The following is a 13,860-nucleotide window of genomic DNA, read 5'->3' on the forward strand; positions in this document are numbered from 1 at the left end:
AGACCTCCGCGGCTGGATCAAAGCATGGAACGAGAACCCGAAACCCTTCATCTGGACCAAGACCGCCGACGAGATTCTCACCTCCATCGGACGACTTCTACAACGAATCAACGGCGCGGGACACTAGGTCTGCTGTTCGGGCTGTTCGCCCCCGGATTCGGTTGGCTGGCCATCCTGATCATCTCGGTCGCCTCTGGCGCAGTTTGGGGCGCTTTGCTTTACTTCCTTGGACACCTGGCTAAGGGCGGCCGACGGGACTTCGACTCACTGGAGACCCTTGAGGCGGGCCACTACGAGGTCCAAGTGGAAGCACCATACGCTGCGGAGGCCGCTCGTCTCCTCGCGGACCAGACCGCCCACCCCGGAGACTGAAAAGGGCCCTTCACGAATGAGGGTGTAGCGCGGGTCTGAAGCCTCCGGCTTCGAGCAGCGATCTCGCGATGTAGTGGGTGAGGTTGCGGAACCCGAGGGCGGAGCCGTGGAGGTGCTCGAGCCGGCCGTTGATCGCCTCCGTGGGCCCGTTGCTTGTGCCGGGCCGGTCGAAGAAGGCGAGGATGTCGGCGCGTTGCTTCATGGTGCGGCCGAGCTTGCGGATCTCCATACTTGCTTGAAAAACGGAACGAAACCCAGAGCGATTCAAAGATCGCACGGGCGTTCCTTCGGATTCGGTGACCGGCGCAGGACGCGCCGGTCACGGTGAGGCTCGCCTAACGTGACACGGGTTGGGCGAGGCTTACCAACCGAAGGATCGCTCAGCAGGTGATCAGCGGATCAGGCGATGCCGCCACCGTCGACGACCAGCGCCGCCCCGGTCACGTACGACGCCTCATCGCTCGCGAGCCATACGACAGCCGCCGAGATCTCACTCGGCTGTCCCATGCGGTTCAACGGGCGCTCGGCCGCCTCAGCCAGGAATCCGGTCTGGTCCTGTCCCAACTGGCGAGCCTCGTCGCGCAGCATCCCCGTGTCCACGTCGCCCGGGTTGACGGAGTTGACCCGGATGCCGTCCGGACCATGGTCGATGGCCAGCGCACGGGTCATGTTCACGACCGCGCCCTTCGACGCGCAGTACGAGATCGCCTGACCGCCGCCCTTCAGGCCCCATCCGGAGCCGGTGTTGACGATCGAGCCGCCGCCGTTCGCCTTCATGATCGGCACGACGTGCTTGCACATCAGGAAGATGGCGCGCACGTTCACGCCGAACACGCGATCCCACTCCTCGACGGTGGTCTCGACGGCCGTGGTGCGGCGGATGATGCCGGCGTTGTTGAACACGACATCGATGCCGCCGAACGACTCCTTCGCCGTCTCCACGACGCGGACGATGTCATCCTCGTTCGAGACGTCGGCAGCGGTGGCGACGGCAGTTCCGCCTGCCGTCGCCGGGATCGTCGCGTTCATCGTCTTCGCCGACTCAAAGTGGAGCCGGCGGATCGTGATCGTCAGTTCCGCACCCGCGATCGCGCGCCGCGACGGCGTCCGGCTCGTCCATTCACCCGGTTCCGGCGCCGCAACTCGACGAGCTCCTTGTGCTCGTCGATGGTGACCCCGGCCTTGCGGCCGGAGTCGACAGCGTCACGGTTCGTCCAGTTCCGAAGGCAGGATTCGCTGATCCCGAGGTCAGGCGCGGTCTGCGCATTGGGATTGCCCTGAGCAACAAGATCGAGGGCTCGACGCCGGAACTCCGGCGGGTGGGCAGCAGGCATGTCACGGACTCCTTCCGAGACGATATCGCCTCAAAGTCGGTGTCCGGAAAAGCTGGTCAGGCTCCATTCGTCAAGCAAATGACTTGCGAAATGTCTACGTGGGGTCCATGCTGGCGCCAGAACACGTTTCGCCCCGCGAGCGTTCGCGCCTCTGCTTGGACCACATCGTCCAGGTGGGGTCTACACCTCCGACCGTCGAACAAACATCGGCAGTGGGGTTGTAGTGAAGCGCCCTGGGTCTGATGGAGACTCGCGCTATTTGATTCCGACCAGGTGTTCGCGGTCGGCTTGGACAGCATAGAACGCGTTCTCGAACTCGGCGGGCGGGACGTCGCCGAGGTAGCCGTGGAGGCGCTGCGTGTTGTGCCAGTGCACCCAACCGAGGGTGGCGAGCTCGAGATTCTCGACCGTCTTTCACGGCCCGGACCGGGCCGGCCCGCGGACGAGTTCGGCCTTGTAGTACCCGTTCACCGTCTCGGCCAGGGCGTTGATGCTCCTATAGTTGTCAACTCATGATTTCGCCGGTTCGCGGGTCGGTCTTGACGAGGTGGTAGACCTCGCGGATCACGTAGCGTTTCAGACAGCGGATGATGTCGCGTTTGCTCTTGCCCTCGGCGGTGCGACGGGCGACGTAGGCGATCGTGGGCTCGTGGAATCTCATCCTGACAATCACGGTCCGGTAGATCGCCGCGTTGAGTTGCCGATGTCCGCCATGGTTGATGCGATGCTTCCCACTGGTCATTCCTGAACCGGTCGGAACAGGGCTGATTCCGGCGAGCTTCGCGAACGCGGCCTCGCTTCGGATTCGTTCGGGATTGTCACCGGCGACGATGAGGATCTCCGCGGCGGTATCGACGCCAATCCCGAATTCGTCAAGCAGGTGCGGCGCGCGTTGGAGCACGAGCTGCTCGATCTGTGCTTCGAGTTCCTTGGTTTCTTCGCTTAGTGCGATCCAGCGCTTCGCGATCGATCTGAGCGCGTAACGGTTCGCATCTTCTGGCGTCCTCAAACCCCGCGGACGGAGCGCGGCGCAGTGCCTCGCGACCATCTTCTGCGTTTTCTTCGCCGTCTCCCGGCGAAGGTCCTCAGAAGAGTGGACGAGCATCGCTTTGAGGGTAACCATCGCGCCGGTGCGGTCCTTCACCGCGGTATCGTGCGCGACTTTCAGCTGTCGAATCATCTCAACGACGCCGTCCGCGGTTTTGGGGATCGCGGTCGCGAACCCGGCGAGCACTGCCCTGGCAGCGTTCTCTGCGTCGAGGGTGTCGGACTTCCCGTTCAGTCTCCGCAGCCGCCGATCAGGACGGGAGACCTCGATGACCTTGTGCCCGTGACGGCGGACGAAAGACGTGAGCGCGGCCCCGTAGGAGCCGGTGCCCTCGATGCCGAACGCGATGATCTTCTCGAATCCCGCAGCCCACTCAAGGAGTTGTTTGAACCCGGCGGTGTCGGTCGCGATCGTGAGAGTCGCGAGGATCCCGCCGACAGAGTCCATGACTGCTGCGACGTGGATGTGTTTGTGGGTGTCGATGCCGATTACGATGTGCCCTGATCTGAACTGCTCAACATCGTCCATGATGCTGTCTCCTTCGCCCGTTATCGTGGGTTTCACGCTGTCGTCGGCGGGTGGACAGGACTGTCACGGGGACGCTGTCGAAAGTATGCTCCAGGCTCCTATTAGGTCACGCCCGACCGGCGGCAGCGCTTGATACAGCCCCGGCCGGACGGTCGACAGATCAACGCAAAGGCACCATGCGGGCCAATCATAAGCAAGGGTCAAACCGCGCCGGCCGGGACTACCCGATTCTCGCGGAACCCGGCAGAAACAGTCTGACAATCGTAGGCGTCGCCGACGGTACCGATCGACGGGGCGATGCCCTCGAGCGCGAGATGCTCGGTCAACCGAATCGCTGTGTCCTGAGATCCGGCGTCGCTGTGGTGGATCAGATCTCCTGGTGAGATGGGGTTTCCTTCCCGTTCTCGCTGCCATAGCGCGATCCGCAGCGGCGTCATGACCAAGTCGACCTTCTTGCTCGAGGACGCGTGCCAGCCCACGATCCGCTGGGCGAACACGTCCAGGACGAACGCGACATAGACGAATCCCGCCCAGGTGCGGACGTAGGTGAAGTCCGTGACCCAGACCAGGTTCGCAGCCGCCGCGGTGAAGTCACGGTTCAGCAGGTCACCGGCACGTTTCCCGTCCGGATCAGGGATGGTGGTGCGCAGCTTCTTCGCCCGCTGAACACCTTCGAGGCCAAGCGTGCGCATCGCCCGGTCCACTGCGCCGCGAGACGTGGCGGCAAGCCCCGCCTGGCGGCGGAGCAGGTCGACCCACTTCCGTCGCCCGTAGAGACCCTCGGGAGTCATCTGGATCAGTCCGGTGGCCTCGTTGACCCTTCCAGGCCAGGGTGCGGATCTGGTCTTCTACCAGGGCATCTGTGACGGTGCGGGTCGCGATTCGGGCCGGGCTCTTCCAAGACCGGTAGGTCCTTGCAGCGATCTTCAGGCCCTGCTGGCGCAGGACACGGAGGATCGACTCGACTGCGAAACCCTCGGCTCTCATCTCATCGATGAACGCGATGATCAGCGGTTGCGGGGGTCGAGCTCCCCCGCGAAGAAAATCGACGCCTTCCGGAGGATCTCGTTGTCTTCCCGCAACCGCCGATTCTCAGCCTTTAAGCGCTTGACCTCGGCGGACTCCTCGCTAGTCACGCCGGGCCGGGTGCCGTCGTCGACGTCGGCCTGCGCCAACCACCGCCGCACGGATTCCTTCGAGACGCCTTCCTGGCGGGCGACCGCGACTACCGCGGCGAACTGGGAGGGGTATTCCTGCTGGTGCTCTCGCACGAGCCGCACGCACCTCGCGCGCAGCTGGGGATCGATCTTCTTCGGCATGCTGTCCATCCTCTCGGACTTAAACAGCAGCGGCATCAAACCTGGGCCGGTTCACCGTGAGCCTCGCGGCCTGACACCCCAACTGTCGCCTGTTCGTGCGGCAGTCCCCATCGCCCTACACGGATACCACAAGGCTTTGCCGCATGTTGGCAATGACCAGGCGCCGGTAACCAGTCGCGAGAAGATCGTCGCTTCCCACGGCGGACAGCGCACTTTTAGACACCTCCTGCGTTCGTCAAACGAAGCGGTCCGGGATCATTCCCGGTTTCAGCCCGGACCGCCGCGATCCGTCGACGACGTCGAGTGCTTCACCCTGGCCTGGATCTACAGGTACAACAGCGCCCGCCCGCACACCCGCCTCGGCAACGCCCCACCCGCCGAGTACGAGGCAGCGCACTGCGCTGAGCCCACCAAGTCATCGCGACCGGCAATGACACCTGCATAGACGTGGCATCAACGCGGAGATGTTTCAGTTTCTTCTGTGCTGGGGCTGTGTCAGGTGCTGGACCGGGTGTAGGCAGCGGCGCGCACCACATCTTCGTCCTCCAGTCCAGCTCCTAGTGCTCCGCCCACGGTGGCCAGGCTGGCGGTGAGCCAGCTGATCCTCGCGTAGTCCAAAGCGTTCACTGGGTGGCCGGCGACATCGGCCAGTACCTGCTCGTCGATGAGCAGCAGCGCGCCGGCCCAGGACAGGATGAATAAGACGAGGTAGAACACCACAACCCCGATGGCCACGGTCGCGGTGGTGGCCAAATTGAACAGGATCACCTGCTCACGTTGGGCTCGCCGCCGTGGGCGCTCCCACAAGCCGGCTCCCAGGATCAGGGTGGCACTCACCGCCCCGATCGCCATCACCGCCAGCAGGGCCAGGCGCACCGGCCCGTAGTCCATGGCCAGTACCCATAGGTCCGAGGCCACCAATGTCAGCATGCCGGTGGCCGCTGCCACGACCATCGCCCGGGAGAGCCGGGCCACGAAGGCCCAAGGCTGGTTGGCGCGGATCATGCCCAGCAGCAACCGCACGTTGCCGCTCAGCACTCGGACCGTGAACTGCACGACGTTGTCGTCCGGGCGTTCGTCGAGATCGGTGGACAGCTGGTGGGCTCTTCGAGCAAGATCCCGCTGGGCGTTGCGGTCTTCGGCGTCGTAGCCCAGGAGCTGCCCGACCACGTCCACGGTGGTCTCTTGCGCCTTCTGCCGCACGTGCACGGCTCCCAGGGCTGGGACGGAGACCAGTCCCACCCCGTGCACGGGGCTGAGCTGGGCGAGCACCGGACGTCGGCCGGTCTTCAGGGGGATCTCGGTGAGCACCACGGCCAAATCCCAGTTCTCCTCCAGCACGCGGTTTCGGGCCGCCTCCAGCAGGTCCAAGGTCTCGGTGGGTGGATCGACCAGCCGGTCTTCGGCCATCTTCAGTTGCCAGCGCACTCCCGGATACCGCTGCACCAAAATCTTGCGCACCGAGGTGGTGACCTCGGGGCCGAGCACCGCACTCAGGGATGGTGAGACCACCAGGCCGATGAGCAGCTCGGCATCGGAAAGGGGTTCGGCAGGATCGGCGGTGGATCGGCAACGCTCAGCAGTCATCGCTCCATTGTAAGGCTACCACGGGCCGGACTGCCACTGGCTCGATGGAGCCCCCAAGGTTTCGTGCAGCACCGCGGGCCGGATTCGGTGGTCGCCTCGATCCCGGAAAGAGCGGTGCTGCTCACTGCGAAATCCTCTCCCCGCCGACGCCGCCAGCGCGAAGACATCACAGTCAGCGGGCCCGGGACCTGCCGGTGTCGAGGACGGCTTCTCGATGATGCTGCAGTGACGGATCGGTTGAAGTGCTTCGGCGGTGTGGGAGCAGTGATCAGCGTGGGGCCGGTCGATTCCGTTCGGACAGGTGATGCATCGACTGCCCAGCGGCAGGTGCGGTACTGATGCGGGGGTACCCGGTGCAGGGGTGTCAAGGCCCAGCTCCGAAGACGGCAAGCCGGGCACGTGAAAGGCGAATTATGGCCCGCCGCAACCCGAGCGGGAAGGCATGTGTGGCACGAGGCGCCGAAGACGGGCCGGGCGTTTACTGCAGAGATAAATATGCTTATCCTGGTAATGTCCGCGACATTTCGAGGGGGAGGAAGGGAGGCCAGAAGGGAGGCCAGGGGTGCTGATGTGCCCGGCCTGTTCCGCGATTTCTCCTCCTAACTTTCCGTCCACTCCCGACCCAGGTGCCCGGCAACCCCGGGTGCAGACCACCGTCCGGGTCGGATCGTCACCACGAACAGGAAACGATAAGCATGTCCCATCCCTCCTCTCTTCCACCCACTGCTTCGGCTCATTACCAGGTCCTGCGCACAGTGCCCTCCTATGACCAGGCTCAGCGCCTTGTCGATCAACTCTCCGACGCCGGGTTCCCGGTTGAGCACGTGCGCTTGGTCGGCACCGATCTGCGCCTGGTTGAGCAGGTCACCGGGCGAATGACCTACGGCAAGGCCGCCCTGTACGGGGCCGCCTCCGGGGCCTGGCTGGGATTGCTCATTGGCTTGCTGTTGGGTCTTTTCACGGTCGTGGGGTGGCTGTGGGTAATCCTGTGGGCGGTGCTCCTGGGCGCGGTGTGGGGGCTGATCTTCGGGTTGCTGGGCCACGCGGCCACCGGCGGGCGCCGGGACTTCAGTAGCGTCCAGGGCCTGGAGGCGTCCTCCTACGAGATCCTCGTGGAGGCCGAGTACGTCGAGGCGGCCAAGGCCAAGCTCGACGCCAGCCGTCCCACGACTTGACCGCCAAAGGCCCGGGCCCGGACCGGGTGCTGGCCCACGCCCGAGTAAGTACTGAGGGCCGTGGCCCTCTGCGCTCCCCCGACACTCACCGCTGGGGTGGATTCAGGAGCGGATCTCGCCGGGAAGCAGGGACGTCGGCGTGCCTGTCACCACCAACCGGGAGCCTTGTCAAGCCCTGGGTTTGGTAGAGGCTTCTTTTCTTGGTTTCCTATGCGGCCACGCCTGTAGTGGTCTGCTGTTTGATCCAATCAGAATGCGCCTCGATCGGCGGTCGGTAGTGCAGCGCCGAATGCAGTCGGACGTGGTTGTACCAAGCCACCTGCATCGCCCCGGGAATACTGGAGACAGTGAAGCCACGGAAAGGACCTTCCTGTCATGCCGAACCAACGTAAGTACCCTCTCGAACTACGGGAGCGCGCGACTCGCATGGTGCTCGACGCTCTCGAGTCCGATCCCGATTCGAAACGCGGTCTGTACCGCCGCATCGGTGACCAGCTCGGTGTGAACTCCGAGACTCTGCGTTCCTGGGTCAAGCAGTCACAGATCGATGCCGGCGATCGGCCCGGCACGACCACTGTTGAGTCGATGCGAATCAGCGAGTTGGAACGAGAGGTTCGGGAACTCCGTCGAGCAAACCAGATCCTGAAGTCCGCTTCAGCTTTTTTCGCAGCGGAGCTCGACCGCCCATCACGGTGATCTGCTCGTACATCGACGAGTACAAGGAAGAGTTCGGAGTCGAGCCGATCTGCACCACGCTGCGCAATGCTGGCGTGCAGATCGCTCCGAGCACTTACTACGCCCGAATCCACCGACAGCCGTCTGCACGCCACCGACGAGACGAGGTCCTGAAGGAGGAGATCAGTCGCGTGCACGCGGAGAACTATGATGCGTTCGGCGCGAGGAAGATGCATATCGTCCTCAACCGGCAGCCCGCCAGGCCCGACCGCGGGCATGTCGCCCGGTGCACGATCGAACGTCTCATGCGTGATCTGGGGCTGCGCGGGATCAGGCGGGAGAAGACCCCGCACACGACTCGTTCAGCGCCGAGGGAGCTCTGCCCTACCGATCTCGTCGATCGGCATTTCGAAGCGTGTGCCCCGAACCACTTGTGGGTAGCGGACATCACGTATGTGCGCACCTTCTCCGGCTGGGTATACGTCGCGTTCGTCACCGATGGATTCAACCGCGAGATCGTGGGTTGGCAGGTATCGAGGTCATTGCACACAACACTCGCTCTGGATGCTCTGCAGATGGGCATCTACCAGCGTAAACGTGCAGGTGATGACCTGTCCGGGCTGATCCACCACAGTGATCGCGGAGTTCAGTATCGTGCGATTCGCTACGGCGAGGCTCTCGCTGAGCAGGATGCTGTGGCGTCAGTCGGGTCAAAAGGCGACTCATATGACAACGCTCTCGCCGAGGCCTTGAACTTGCTCTACAAAGCTGAACTGATTCGTAATCGCGGCCCATGGGAAGGCATCGATGATGTCGAGGCCGCGACCGCGGAATGGGTGCATTGGTTCAACACGTTCCGCCCCCACGGGTCACTGGCTGGAGCGACTCCGATTGCTTTCCGGGCCGACAACCGCGAAGTGAGCACACTCGCTGCTTGAGACCCATCCCAACACCGATGAAAACCAGATACAACAGCCTCCATCAAACCCGGGGCTTGACACCCCGCGATCCTGGACGCGCCCGGCGCGGTCGTGGTCACCAGCACCCGCCCAGACAACCTCACCGCGACCCTGCGCGCCCGCACACGTGTCGGCCCCGTGGCCGTGTTCGACCCGCAGCATCTGGCCGAAGGGGTGCCGGCGGGGATGCGCTGGTCACCCATCCGCGGCTGCGCCGACCCTTTGACCGCGATGATCCGCGCCACCGGCCTCGCCTCGGCCACCGGCCTGTCCGCCGGCGGGGTCGAGTCCGGCGGCTTCTGGGAAGGCAAGACCCGCACCGCGCTGCAAGCCCTGCTGCACGCCGCCGCCCTGGACGGCCGCTCACCAGCCGAGCTGTTCCGCTGGCCGCTCGACCCGTCTGCGGCGGCGGAGGCGGTCGCGATCCTGACCAACTCACCGAATGCGGCGACCGGGTGGGCGGACTCGCTGGAGTCGATGATCGACGCCGACCCCCGCACCCGCGACTCCATCTGGCAAGGCGTCAGCCTGGCACTGGGTGCCCTGGCCGATCCGCGGGTGCTCGATGCCGTCAGCCCCGGCTCCGGTGAGGACTTCGACCCCGAGACGTTCATCCGCAACAAGGGCACCCTGTTCTTGCTCGCCACCGGCGCAGGGGCTGGAGCCAGCGCGGCGTTGGTGGCGGCGCTGGTCGAAGACCTCGTGGAGACCGCCCGCCGCATCGCCGCCCGCTCACCCGGTGCCCGGCTGGATCCGCCGCTGCTGCTCGCCCTCGATGAGATCGCCAACCTCGCACCCCTGCCCTCGCTGCCGGTGCTGATGGCCGAAGGCGGCGGCACCGGGATCACCTGCATGCCCGTCCTCCAATCCCTCGCCCAAGCCCGCGACCGGTGGAACGAGAACCAGGCCAACGCGATCTGGGACGCGAGCATCGTCAAGATCATCCTCGGTGGCGCATCCAGCTCCAAGGACCTCCAGGACCTCTCCACCCTGATCGGCGAGCGAGATGAGTACACCGACAGCGTGACGCTCGGCGACCACGGCACGATGAGCAATCAGCGTTCCGTGCGCCGGGTGGCGATCTTCCCGCCAGACCGCATCCGCACCCTGGCCTTCGGCACCGCCGTCACCCTGCTGCGCGCCGCGCCACCGATCGTGACCGACCTGCGCGCCTGGCCCGACCGCGCCGATGCCGGCCAGCTGAAGGCGGATCGGGCCGAGATCGAGGGCCTGCTGCGCCGCCCCGACACCCCGCGGTAGCCCAGGGCAGTTGCCGTGCACCTGTCTGCCACGACGGCCACCACCGACCGGTGGCCCGATCAGGCAGACAGGAGCAGACCCATGGTCGATCAGGAACAGCCCCACCCAGCCCCAGAACCAGAACCATCGCCGACGCCGGAGGCGGATGTGCGGGAGTCCTTCAAGGGGCGCATCAAGTCCGAGCCGACGCTGGGCACCACCTCGAAGGGCAAGGCGAAGTTCTACGCCAAGGTCGAGCAGCGGCACTGGCGCTACGAACCCGACGGCACCTACACGAGGCTGCCGAACACCTACCACGATCTCGTCGCCTACAAGGGCGCCGCGGTCCGCGCCTACAAGCAGCTCGCCAAGAACGACTACTTCATCGCCGAAGGACGCATGGAGGACTACCTCTCCAAGCGCACCGGCGAGATGAAGCAGCGCTTCGCCGCCACCGGGTTCGGCCACGACATGGCCCACACCCGCTACGAGGTCGACCGCAGCCCCCGCCGCGACGCCACCGAACAGCAGGCCACCGAACGTCCGGCCACCGAGCGTCAGGCCGCCGAACGCGGCACCGTCGCCCAGCACACCCCGGAGGCGGACCGGTCGCGGCTGAACCTGCCGCCCGCCGGCCCCTGGGACCAGGCGCCCGGCTTCGCCGCGCCCGAGCGGGCCGAGCAGCAGCCGCCGGCGATGGGCCTGTGAAGAGCAAGGAGCCACGATCATGACCGACCCGACCCCCGAACATCAGATCCCTGACGAGCCTGCGGCGGATGAGCCGCAGGCCGAGGACCTGCCCGACGACGACCTCGATGAGGAGTACGACGACTACGACAGCGAGAACGAGGACGAGGACGATCCTGGTCCGCCGCATCCGGTGAACTGGTACCTGCTGCGCGCCGACGAGCTCGAAGCCGAATGGTACGAGCTCAACCGGTGGGTCGAGACCCTGCGCCGTACCTACGGGCTGCCCGCCAGCGTGATCCCGCCGTTCTGGCACCGTCACGATGAACTGCTCTGGGAGCTCAGCGGCTTGCATCTGCATTGGCTCTGCGCCTACCACCCTGAGCAGAACGGGTCCGCCCCGTTTGGCTGGCATCGGGACTTTGCCGACGCCCGCGCCCGACTGCGCGAATGGGTCGCCGCCTCGGGCACCCGCCTGGACCGCGACCGGCCCACCCGGCAGACCACCTGGCCCGGCGAAGAGCCCGCCGACCCCATCGAGGACGTGTTCGTCGCCGACCGCGACCGCGACTTCGTGGACTACGTCGCCGCCCAGGTCGCCGAACGACGCGCCGCAGAAGACGCGTTCTACGCCGGCGCCGACCCAGTCACTGGGGAGGTGACCGGCTGATGGGCAAGTACGTGAAGAAGACTGGCCAACGGCGGCAGGAGGAGCGGCGTCTGTCGGTGCGCGCTGAGCAACGTGATCCGCCCGACTACGACAAGCTCACCGAACTGCTGATCCGTCTGTCGCTCCGGCAGTCGAGCACCCCAGGGGATCGGACCGCGCCTGAGGCGACTCGGCACCCGGGGACGATGAGCCGCCCTGGCGTAGAATGAGAGCATCCCGCCAGGAGGCGGGTGTTGTGATCCTGAACCTCATCACCACGGTGGTGGGGGAACTTACCACTTGACCCTCGTGGTCTTGTCCTTACGGCCCATCGGGCTCATTCTCTTCGCTCAACATCCGCAGTCGTCTTCTCCTGTCGGGAATCAGGATCACCGACTGAAGGAGAAGAGCCATGACGATCGTTGACGATGCGTCCGCCGTGAATAGCTTGGTGGCACCGAACCCTCCCGGTGAGGCGATCGCCGTGTCCTACCTGCGCGTCTCGACCAAGGAGCAGGCGGAGAAGGGCGGCACCGACGAGGGGTACTCGATCCCGGCCCAGCGCGAGGCGAACCAGCGCAAAGCGGAGCAGATGGGCGCTACGATCGTGGAAGAGTTCGTGGACGCAGGTGAGTCTGCTCGTAAGGCTGATCGGCCCGATCTGATGCGGATGATCAAGTACGTCGCTACGCACAAGGTCAACTACTGCATCGTCCACAAGGTCGACCGTCTGGCGAGGAACCGGGCGGATGACGTCGCGATCCATCTGGCGCTGCGCGACGCGGGTGTGATGCTGGTGTCAGCGAGCGAGAACATCGATGAGACTCCGTCGGGGATGCTGCTGCACGGCATCATGTCCACGATCGCAGAGTTCTACTCGCGCAACCTGGCGACTGAGACAGTCAAGGGTTTGTCGCAGAAAGCTGCACGGGGCGGCACGATCGGCAAGGCTCCGTTGGGGTATCGCAACGTCGGGGTCCGTGATGAGAACGGGCGTGAGGTCCGTACCGTGGAGATCGATCCGGAACGGGCAAAGCTCGTGGCCTGGGCGTTCATGGTCTACGCCTCCGGGGAATGGACCACGAGCCAACTGCATGAGGAGCTGACCGCGCGGGGTCTGCGCACGCCCGCGACGCCACGGCGGCCGTCACGCCCGATTGGGAAGTCCTCGATCCAGCGGATGTTGACCAACCCGTACTACAAGGGCGATGTCCGCTATCAGGGCGTGACCTACAAGGGCACGCACGAGCCGTTTGTGCCACCGGAGGTTTGGTACCAGGTGCAGACGGTCTTGCAGTCGCACCGGACCGCGGCGGATGCTAGTCGTGTGCATGACCATTACCTGAAAGGCACCGTGTTCTGCGGGCAGTGCGGTTCGCGGCTGCTGGTATGCAACGCCAAGAGCAGCACCGGGAACATCTACCCGTACTTCGTCTGCGCCGACCGTCACGCCCGGCGCGGTGACTGCACCCGGCAGGCGATGCTCATCGAAGAGGTCGAGCGGCTGGTCGAGCGACACTACGAGAAGGTGCAGATCAGTGGCGAGACTCGGCACGCCGTGGGGGCACATCTGCATGCCAAGTTCGACGCGCTCATGGCTTCGGAGTCGGACGCGCTGTCGGACCTGACGAAGGAACGGGCTCGGCTGGAGGAGGAGCAGGGCAAACTGCTTCAGGCACACTACGCCGGAGCGATCCCGCTGGACCTGTTGAAGAAGGAACAGGACCGCATCAGCGGCGGGCTGGAGACGATCAAGAACCGGATCGATGCCCACCACGACGAGTACGCCACGGCTCGCGACAACCTGGACGACTCGCTGAACCTGCTGGAGCACGCGGTGGACATCTACGCCCGCTGTGACGACGCGAACCGCCGACGGTGCAACCAAGCCTTCTTCACCGCGATCTACATCGAGGAAGAGGGAGAGGTCCGGGCCGGGTACGCCCGACCGTTCGACGCGCTGACCAGCCGCGAGGTCCAGGCAGATGCGCTGACCTGGGCGGACAACGCCCGGAACGAGAACGAGGTGCGAACCCCGCCCGAGGATGGCTCCTCGGGCGAAAGTTCACACCTCGCACATTTGGGGTGAGTAACGGGACTTGAACCCGCGACATCCGCGACCACAACGCGGCGCTCTACCAGCTGAGCTATACCCACCACACAGCCTGCACCTCGGCGCAGACAGCAAGATACATATTAACGTCCCGCACTGCGGTGGGGCAAACGCACAGGCGGTCAGGTGCATAATGAGACGCAGATCTCCTGACGTGCAACGATTCCGTAGAGAT

11 protein-coding genes, 1 tRNA gene, 5 pseudogenes and 1 other annotated feature are annotated in these 13,860 nt (G+C 65.1%); of the genes and pseudogenes, 9 read left to right on the forward strand and 8 right to left on the reverse strand.

Annotated elements, in window-relative coordinates; all coding sequences use genetic code 11:
* Positions 1 to 127 (forward strand): annotated as a pseudogene (locus BC102111_RS18105) (IS630 family transposase); the annotation flags it as partial.
* A 255-nt stretch (positions 128 to 382) separates the two neighbouring features.
* Here the strand turns inward: BC102111_RS18105 and BC102111_RS16445 are convergent.
* The 6 genes and pseudogenes from BC102111_RS16445 to BC102111_RS18110 all read right to left on the reverse strand — a co-directional run.
* Positions 383 to 601 (reverse strand): annotated as a pseudogene (locus tag BC102111_RS16445) (transposase); the annotation flags it as partial.
* A gap of 170 nt (positions 602 to 771) precedes the next feature.
* Positions 772 to 1,461 (reverse strand): SDR family NAD(P)-dependent oxidoreductase, encoded by a 690-nt coding sequence (locus tag BC102111_RS16450; RefSeq protein ID WP_101624871.1) that lies wholly within the window; start codon positions 1,459 to 1,461, stop codon positions 772 to 774.
* A complete protein-coding gene (locus tag BC102111_RS16455; protein WP_101624872.1) occupies positions 1,443 to 1,706 on the reverse strand; it encodes a transposase in 264 nt (87 codons plus the stop codon). Before BC102111_RS16455 ends, BC102111_RS16450 begins: the two co-directional genes overlap by 19 nt.
* A 255-nt stretch (positions 1,707 to 1,961) precedes the next feature.
* Positions 1,962 to 2,195 (reverse strand): annotated as a pseudogene (locus BC102111_RS16460) (integrase core domain-containing protein); the annotation flags it as partial.
* A gap of 16 nt (positions 2,196 to 2,211) precedes the next feature.
* Entirely contained in the window at positions 2,212 to 3,282 is a 1,071-nt protein-coding gene (locus tag BC102111_RS16465) for an IS110 family RNA-guided transposase (RefSeq protein WP_101624873.1), read from the reverse strand.
* A gap of 260 nt (positions 3,283 to 3,542) precedes the next feature.
* A pseudogene (locus tag BC102111_RS18110) lies at positions 3,543 to 4,601 on the reverse strand (IS3 family transposase); the annotation flags it as partial.
* Here BC102111_RS18110 and BC102111_RS18245 point away from each other — a divergent pair.
* Complete coding sequence (locus BC102111_RS18245) at positions 4,600 to 5,046, forward strand: integrase core domain-containing protein (RefSeq protein ID WP_101624876.1); 447 nt, start codon at positions 4,600 to 4,602, stop codon at positions 5,044 to 5,046. The pseudogene BC102111_RS18110 and the gene BC102111_RS18245 overlap by 2 nt on opposite strands.
* Positions 5,047 to 5,096: 50 nt before the next feature.
* Here the strand turns inward: BC102111_RS18245 and BC102111_RS16485 are convergent, their stop codons facing one another.
* Positions 5,097 to 6,188: a hypothetical protein gene (locus BC102111_RS16485; RefSeq protein ID WP_101624877.1), complete on the reverse strand. Its 1,092-nt coding sequence runs from the start codon at positions 6,186 to 6,188 to the stop codon at positions 5,097 to 5,099.
* Positions 6,189 to 6,943: 755 nt separating this feature from the next.
* Here BC102111_RS16485 and BC102111_RS16495 point away from each other — a divergent pair.
* From BC102111_RS16495 to BC102111_RS16530, 7 genes and pseudogenes are all read left to right on the forward strand, one after another.
* A complete protein-coding gene (locus BC102111_RS16495) occupies positions 6,944 to 7,363 on the forward strand; it encodes a YflT domain-containing protein (protein ID WP_232252480.1) in 420 nt (139 codons plus the stop codon).
* Between the two features lie 375 nt (positions 7,364 to 7,738).
* A protein-coding gene (locus BC102111_RS16505; RefSeq protein ID WP_373270487.1) for an IS3 family transposase occupies positions 7,739 to 8,976 on the forward strand; the annotation gives its coding sequence in 2 pieces (ribosomal slippage) (positions 7,739 to 8,027 and positions 8,027 to 8,976; 1,239 coding nt in all).
* Positions 8,020 to 8,148: a sequence feature (AL1L pseudoknot), on the forward strand. Its footprint overlaps the gene before it by 129 nt.
* A gap of 63 nt (positions 8,977 to 9,039) precedes the next feature.
* Positions 9,040 to 10,257 (forward strand): annotated as a pseudogene (locus BC102111_RS16510) (type IV secretory system conjugative DNA transfer family protein); the annotation flags it as partial.
* Between the two features lie 81 nt (positions 10,258 to 10,338).
* On the forward strand, positions 10,339 to 10,944 hold the full coding sequence (locus tag BC102111_RS16515; protein WP_146001450.1) for a single-stranded DNA-binding protein: 606 nt from the start codon (positions 10,339 to 10,341) through the stop codon (positions 10,942 to 10,944).
* 19 nt (positions 10,945 to 10,963) lie between these two features.
* Positions 10,964 to 11,593: a hypothetical protein gene (locus tag BC102111_RS16520; RefSeq protein WP_101624882.1), complete on the forward strand. Its 630-nt coding sequence runs from the start codon at positions 10,964 to 10,966 to the stop codon at positions 11,591 to 11,593.
* Positions 11,593 to 11,802, forward strand: a complete 210-nt coding sequence (locus BC102111_RS16525; protein ID WP_101624883.1) for a hypothetical protein — start codon at positions 11,593 to 11,595, stop codon at positions 11,800 to 11,802. Before BC102111_RS16520 ends, BC102111_RS16525 begins: the two co-directional genes overlap by 1 nt.
* 182 nt (positions 11,803 to 11,984) lie before the next feature.
* Complete coding sequence (locus tag BC102111_RS16530; RefSeq protein WP_101624884.1) at positions 11,985 to 13,661, forward strand: recombinase family protein; 1,677 nt, start codon at positions 11,985 to 11,987, stop codon at positions 13,659 to 13,661.
* Here the strand turns inward: BC102111_RS16530 and BC102111_RS16535 are convergent.
* Positions 13,654 to 13,729: transfer RNA gene (locus tag BC102111_RS16535), tRNA-His, on the reverse strand. The two genes, BC102111_RS16530 and BC102111_RS16535, sit on opposite strands and share 8 nt — an antisense overlap.
* Positions 13,730 to 13,860 lie beyond the last annotated feature (131 nt).

The sequence above is a fragment of the Brevibacterium casei CIP 102111 genome (assembly GCF_900169275.1).
Lineage (GTDB): Bacteria > Actinomycetota > Actinomycetes > Actinomycetales > Brevibacteriaceae > Brevibacterium > Brevibacterium casei.

Bases quoted from the DNA above. Each gene is read 5' to 3' on its own strand.
- BC102111_RS16525 (WP_101624883.1), top strand. From the start codon at position 11,593: ATGGGCAAGTACGTGAAGAAGACTGGCCAACGGCGGCAGGAGGAGCGG.
- BC102111_RS16530 (WP_101624884.1), top strand. From the start codon at position 11,985: ATGACGATCGTTGACGATGCGTCCGCCGTGAATAGCTTGGTGGCACCG.
- BC102111_RS16465 (WP_101624873.1), bottom strand. From the start codon at position 3,282: ATGGACGATGTTGAGCAGTTCAGATCAGGGCACATCGTAATCGGCATC.
- BC102111_RS16520 (WP_101624882.1), top strand. From the start codon at position 10,964: ATGACCGACCCGACCCCCGAACATCAGATCCCTGACGAGCCTGCGGCG.
- BC102111_RS16455 (WP_101624872.1), bottom strand. From the start codon at position 1,706: ATGCCTGCTGCCCACCCGCCGGAGTTCCGGCGTCGAGCCCTCGATCTT.
- BC102111_RS16485 (WP_101624877.1), bottom strand. From the start codon at position 6,188: ATGACTGCTGAGCGTTGCCGATCCACCGCCGATCCTGCCGAACCCCTT.
- BC102111_RS16515 (WP_146001450.1), top strand. From the start codon at position 10,339: ATGGTCGATCAGGAACAGCCCCACCCAGCCCCAGAACCAGAACCATCG.
- BC102111_RS18245 (WP_101624876.1), top strand. From the start codon at position 4,600: ATGCTGTCCATCCTCTCGGACTTAAACAGCAGCGGCATCAAACCTGGG.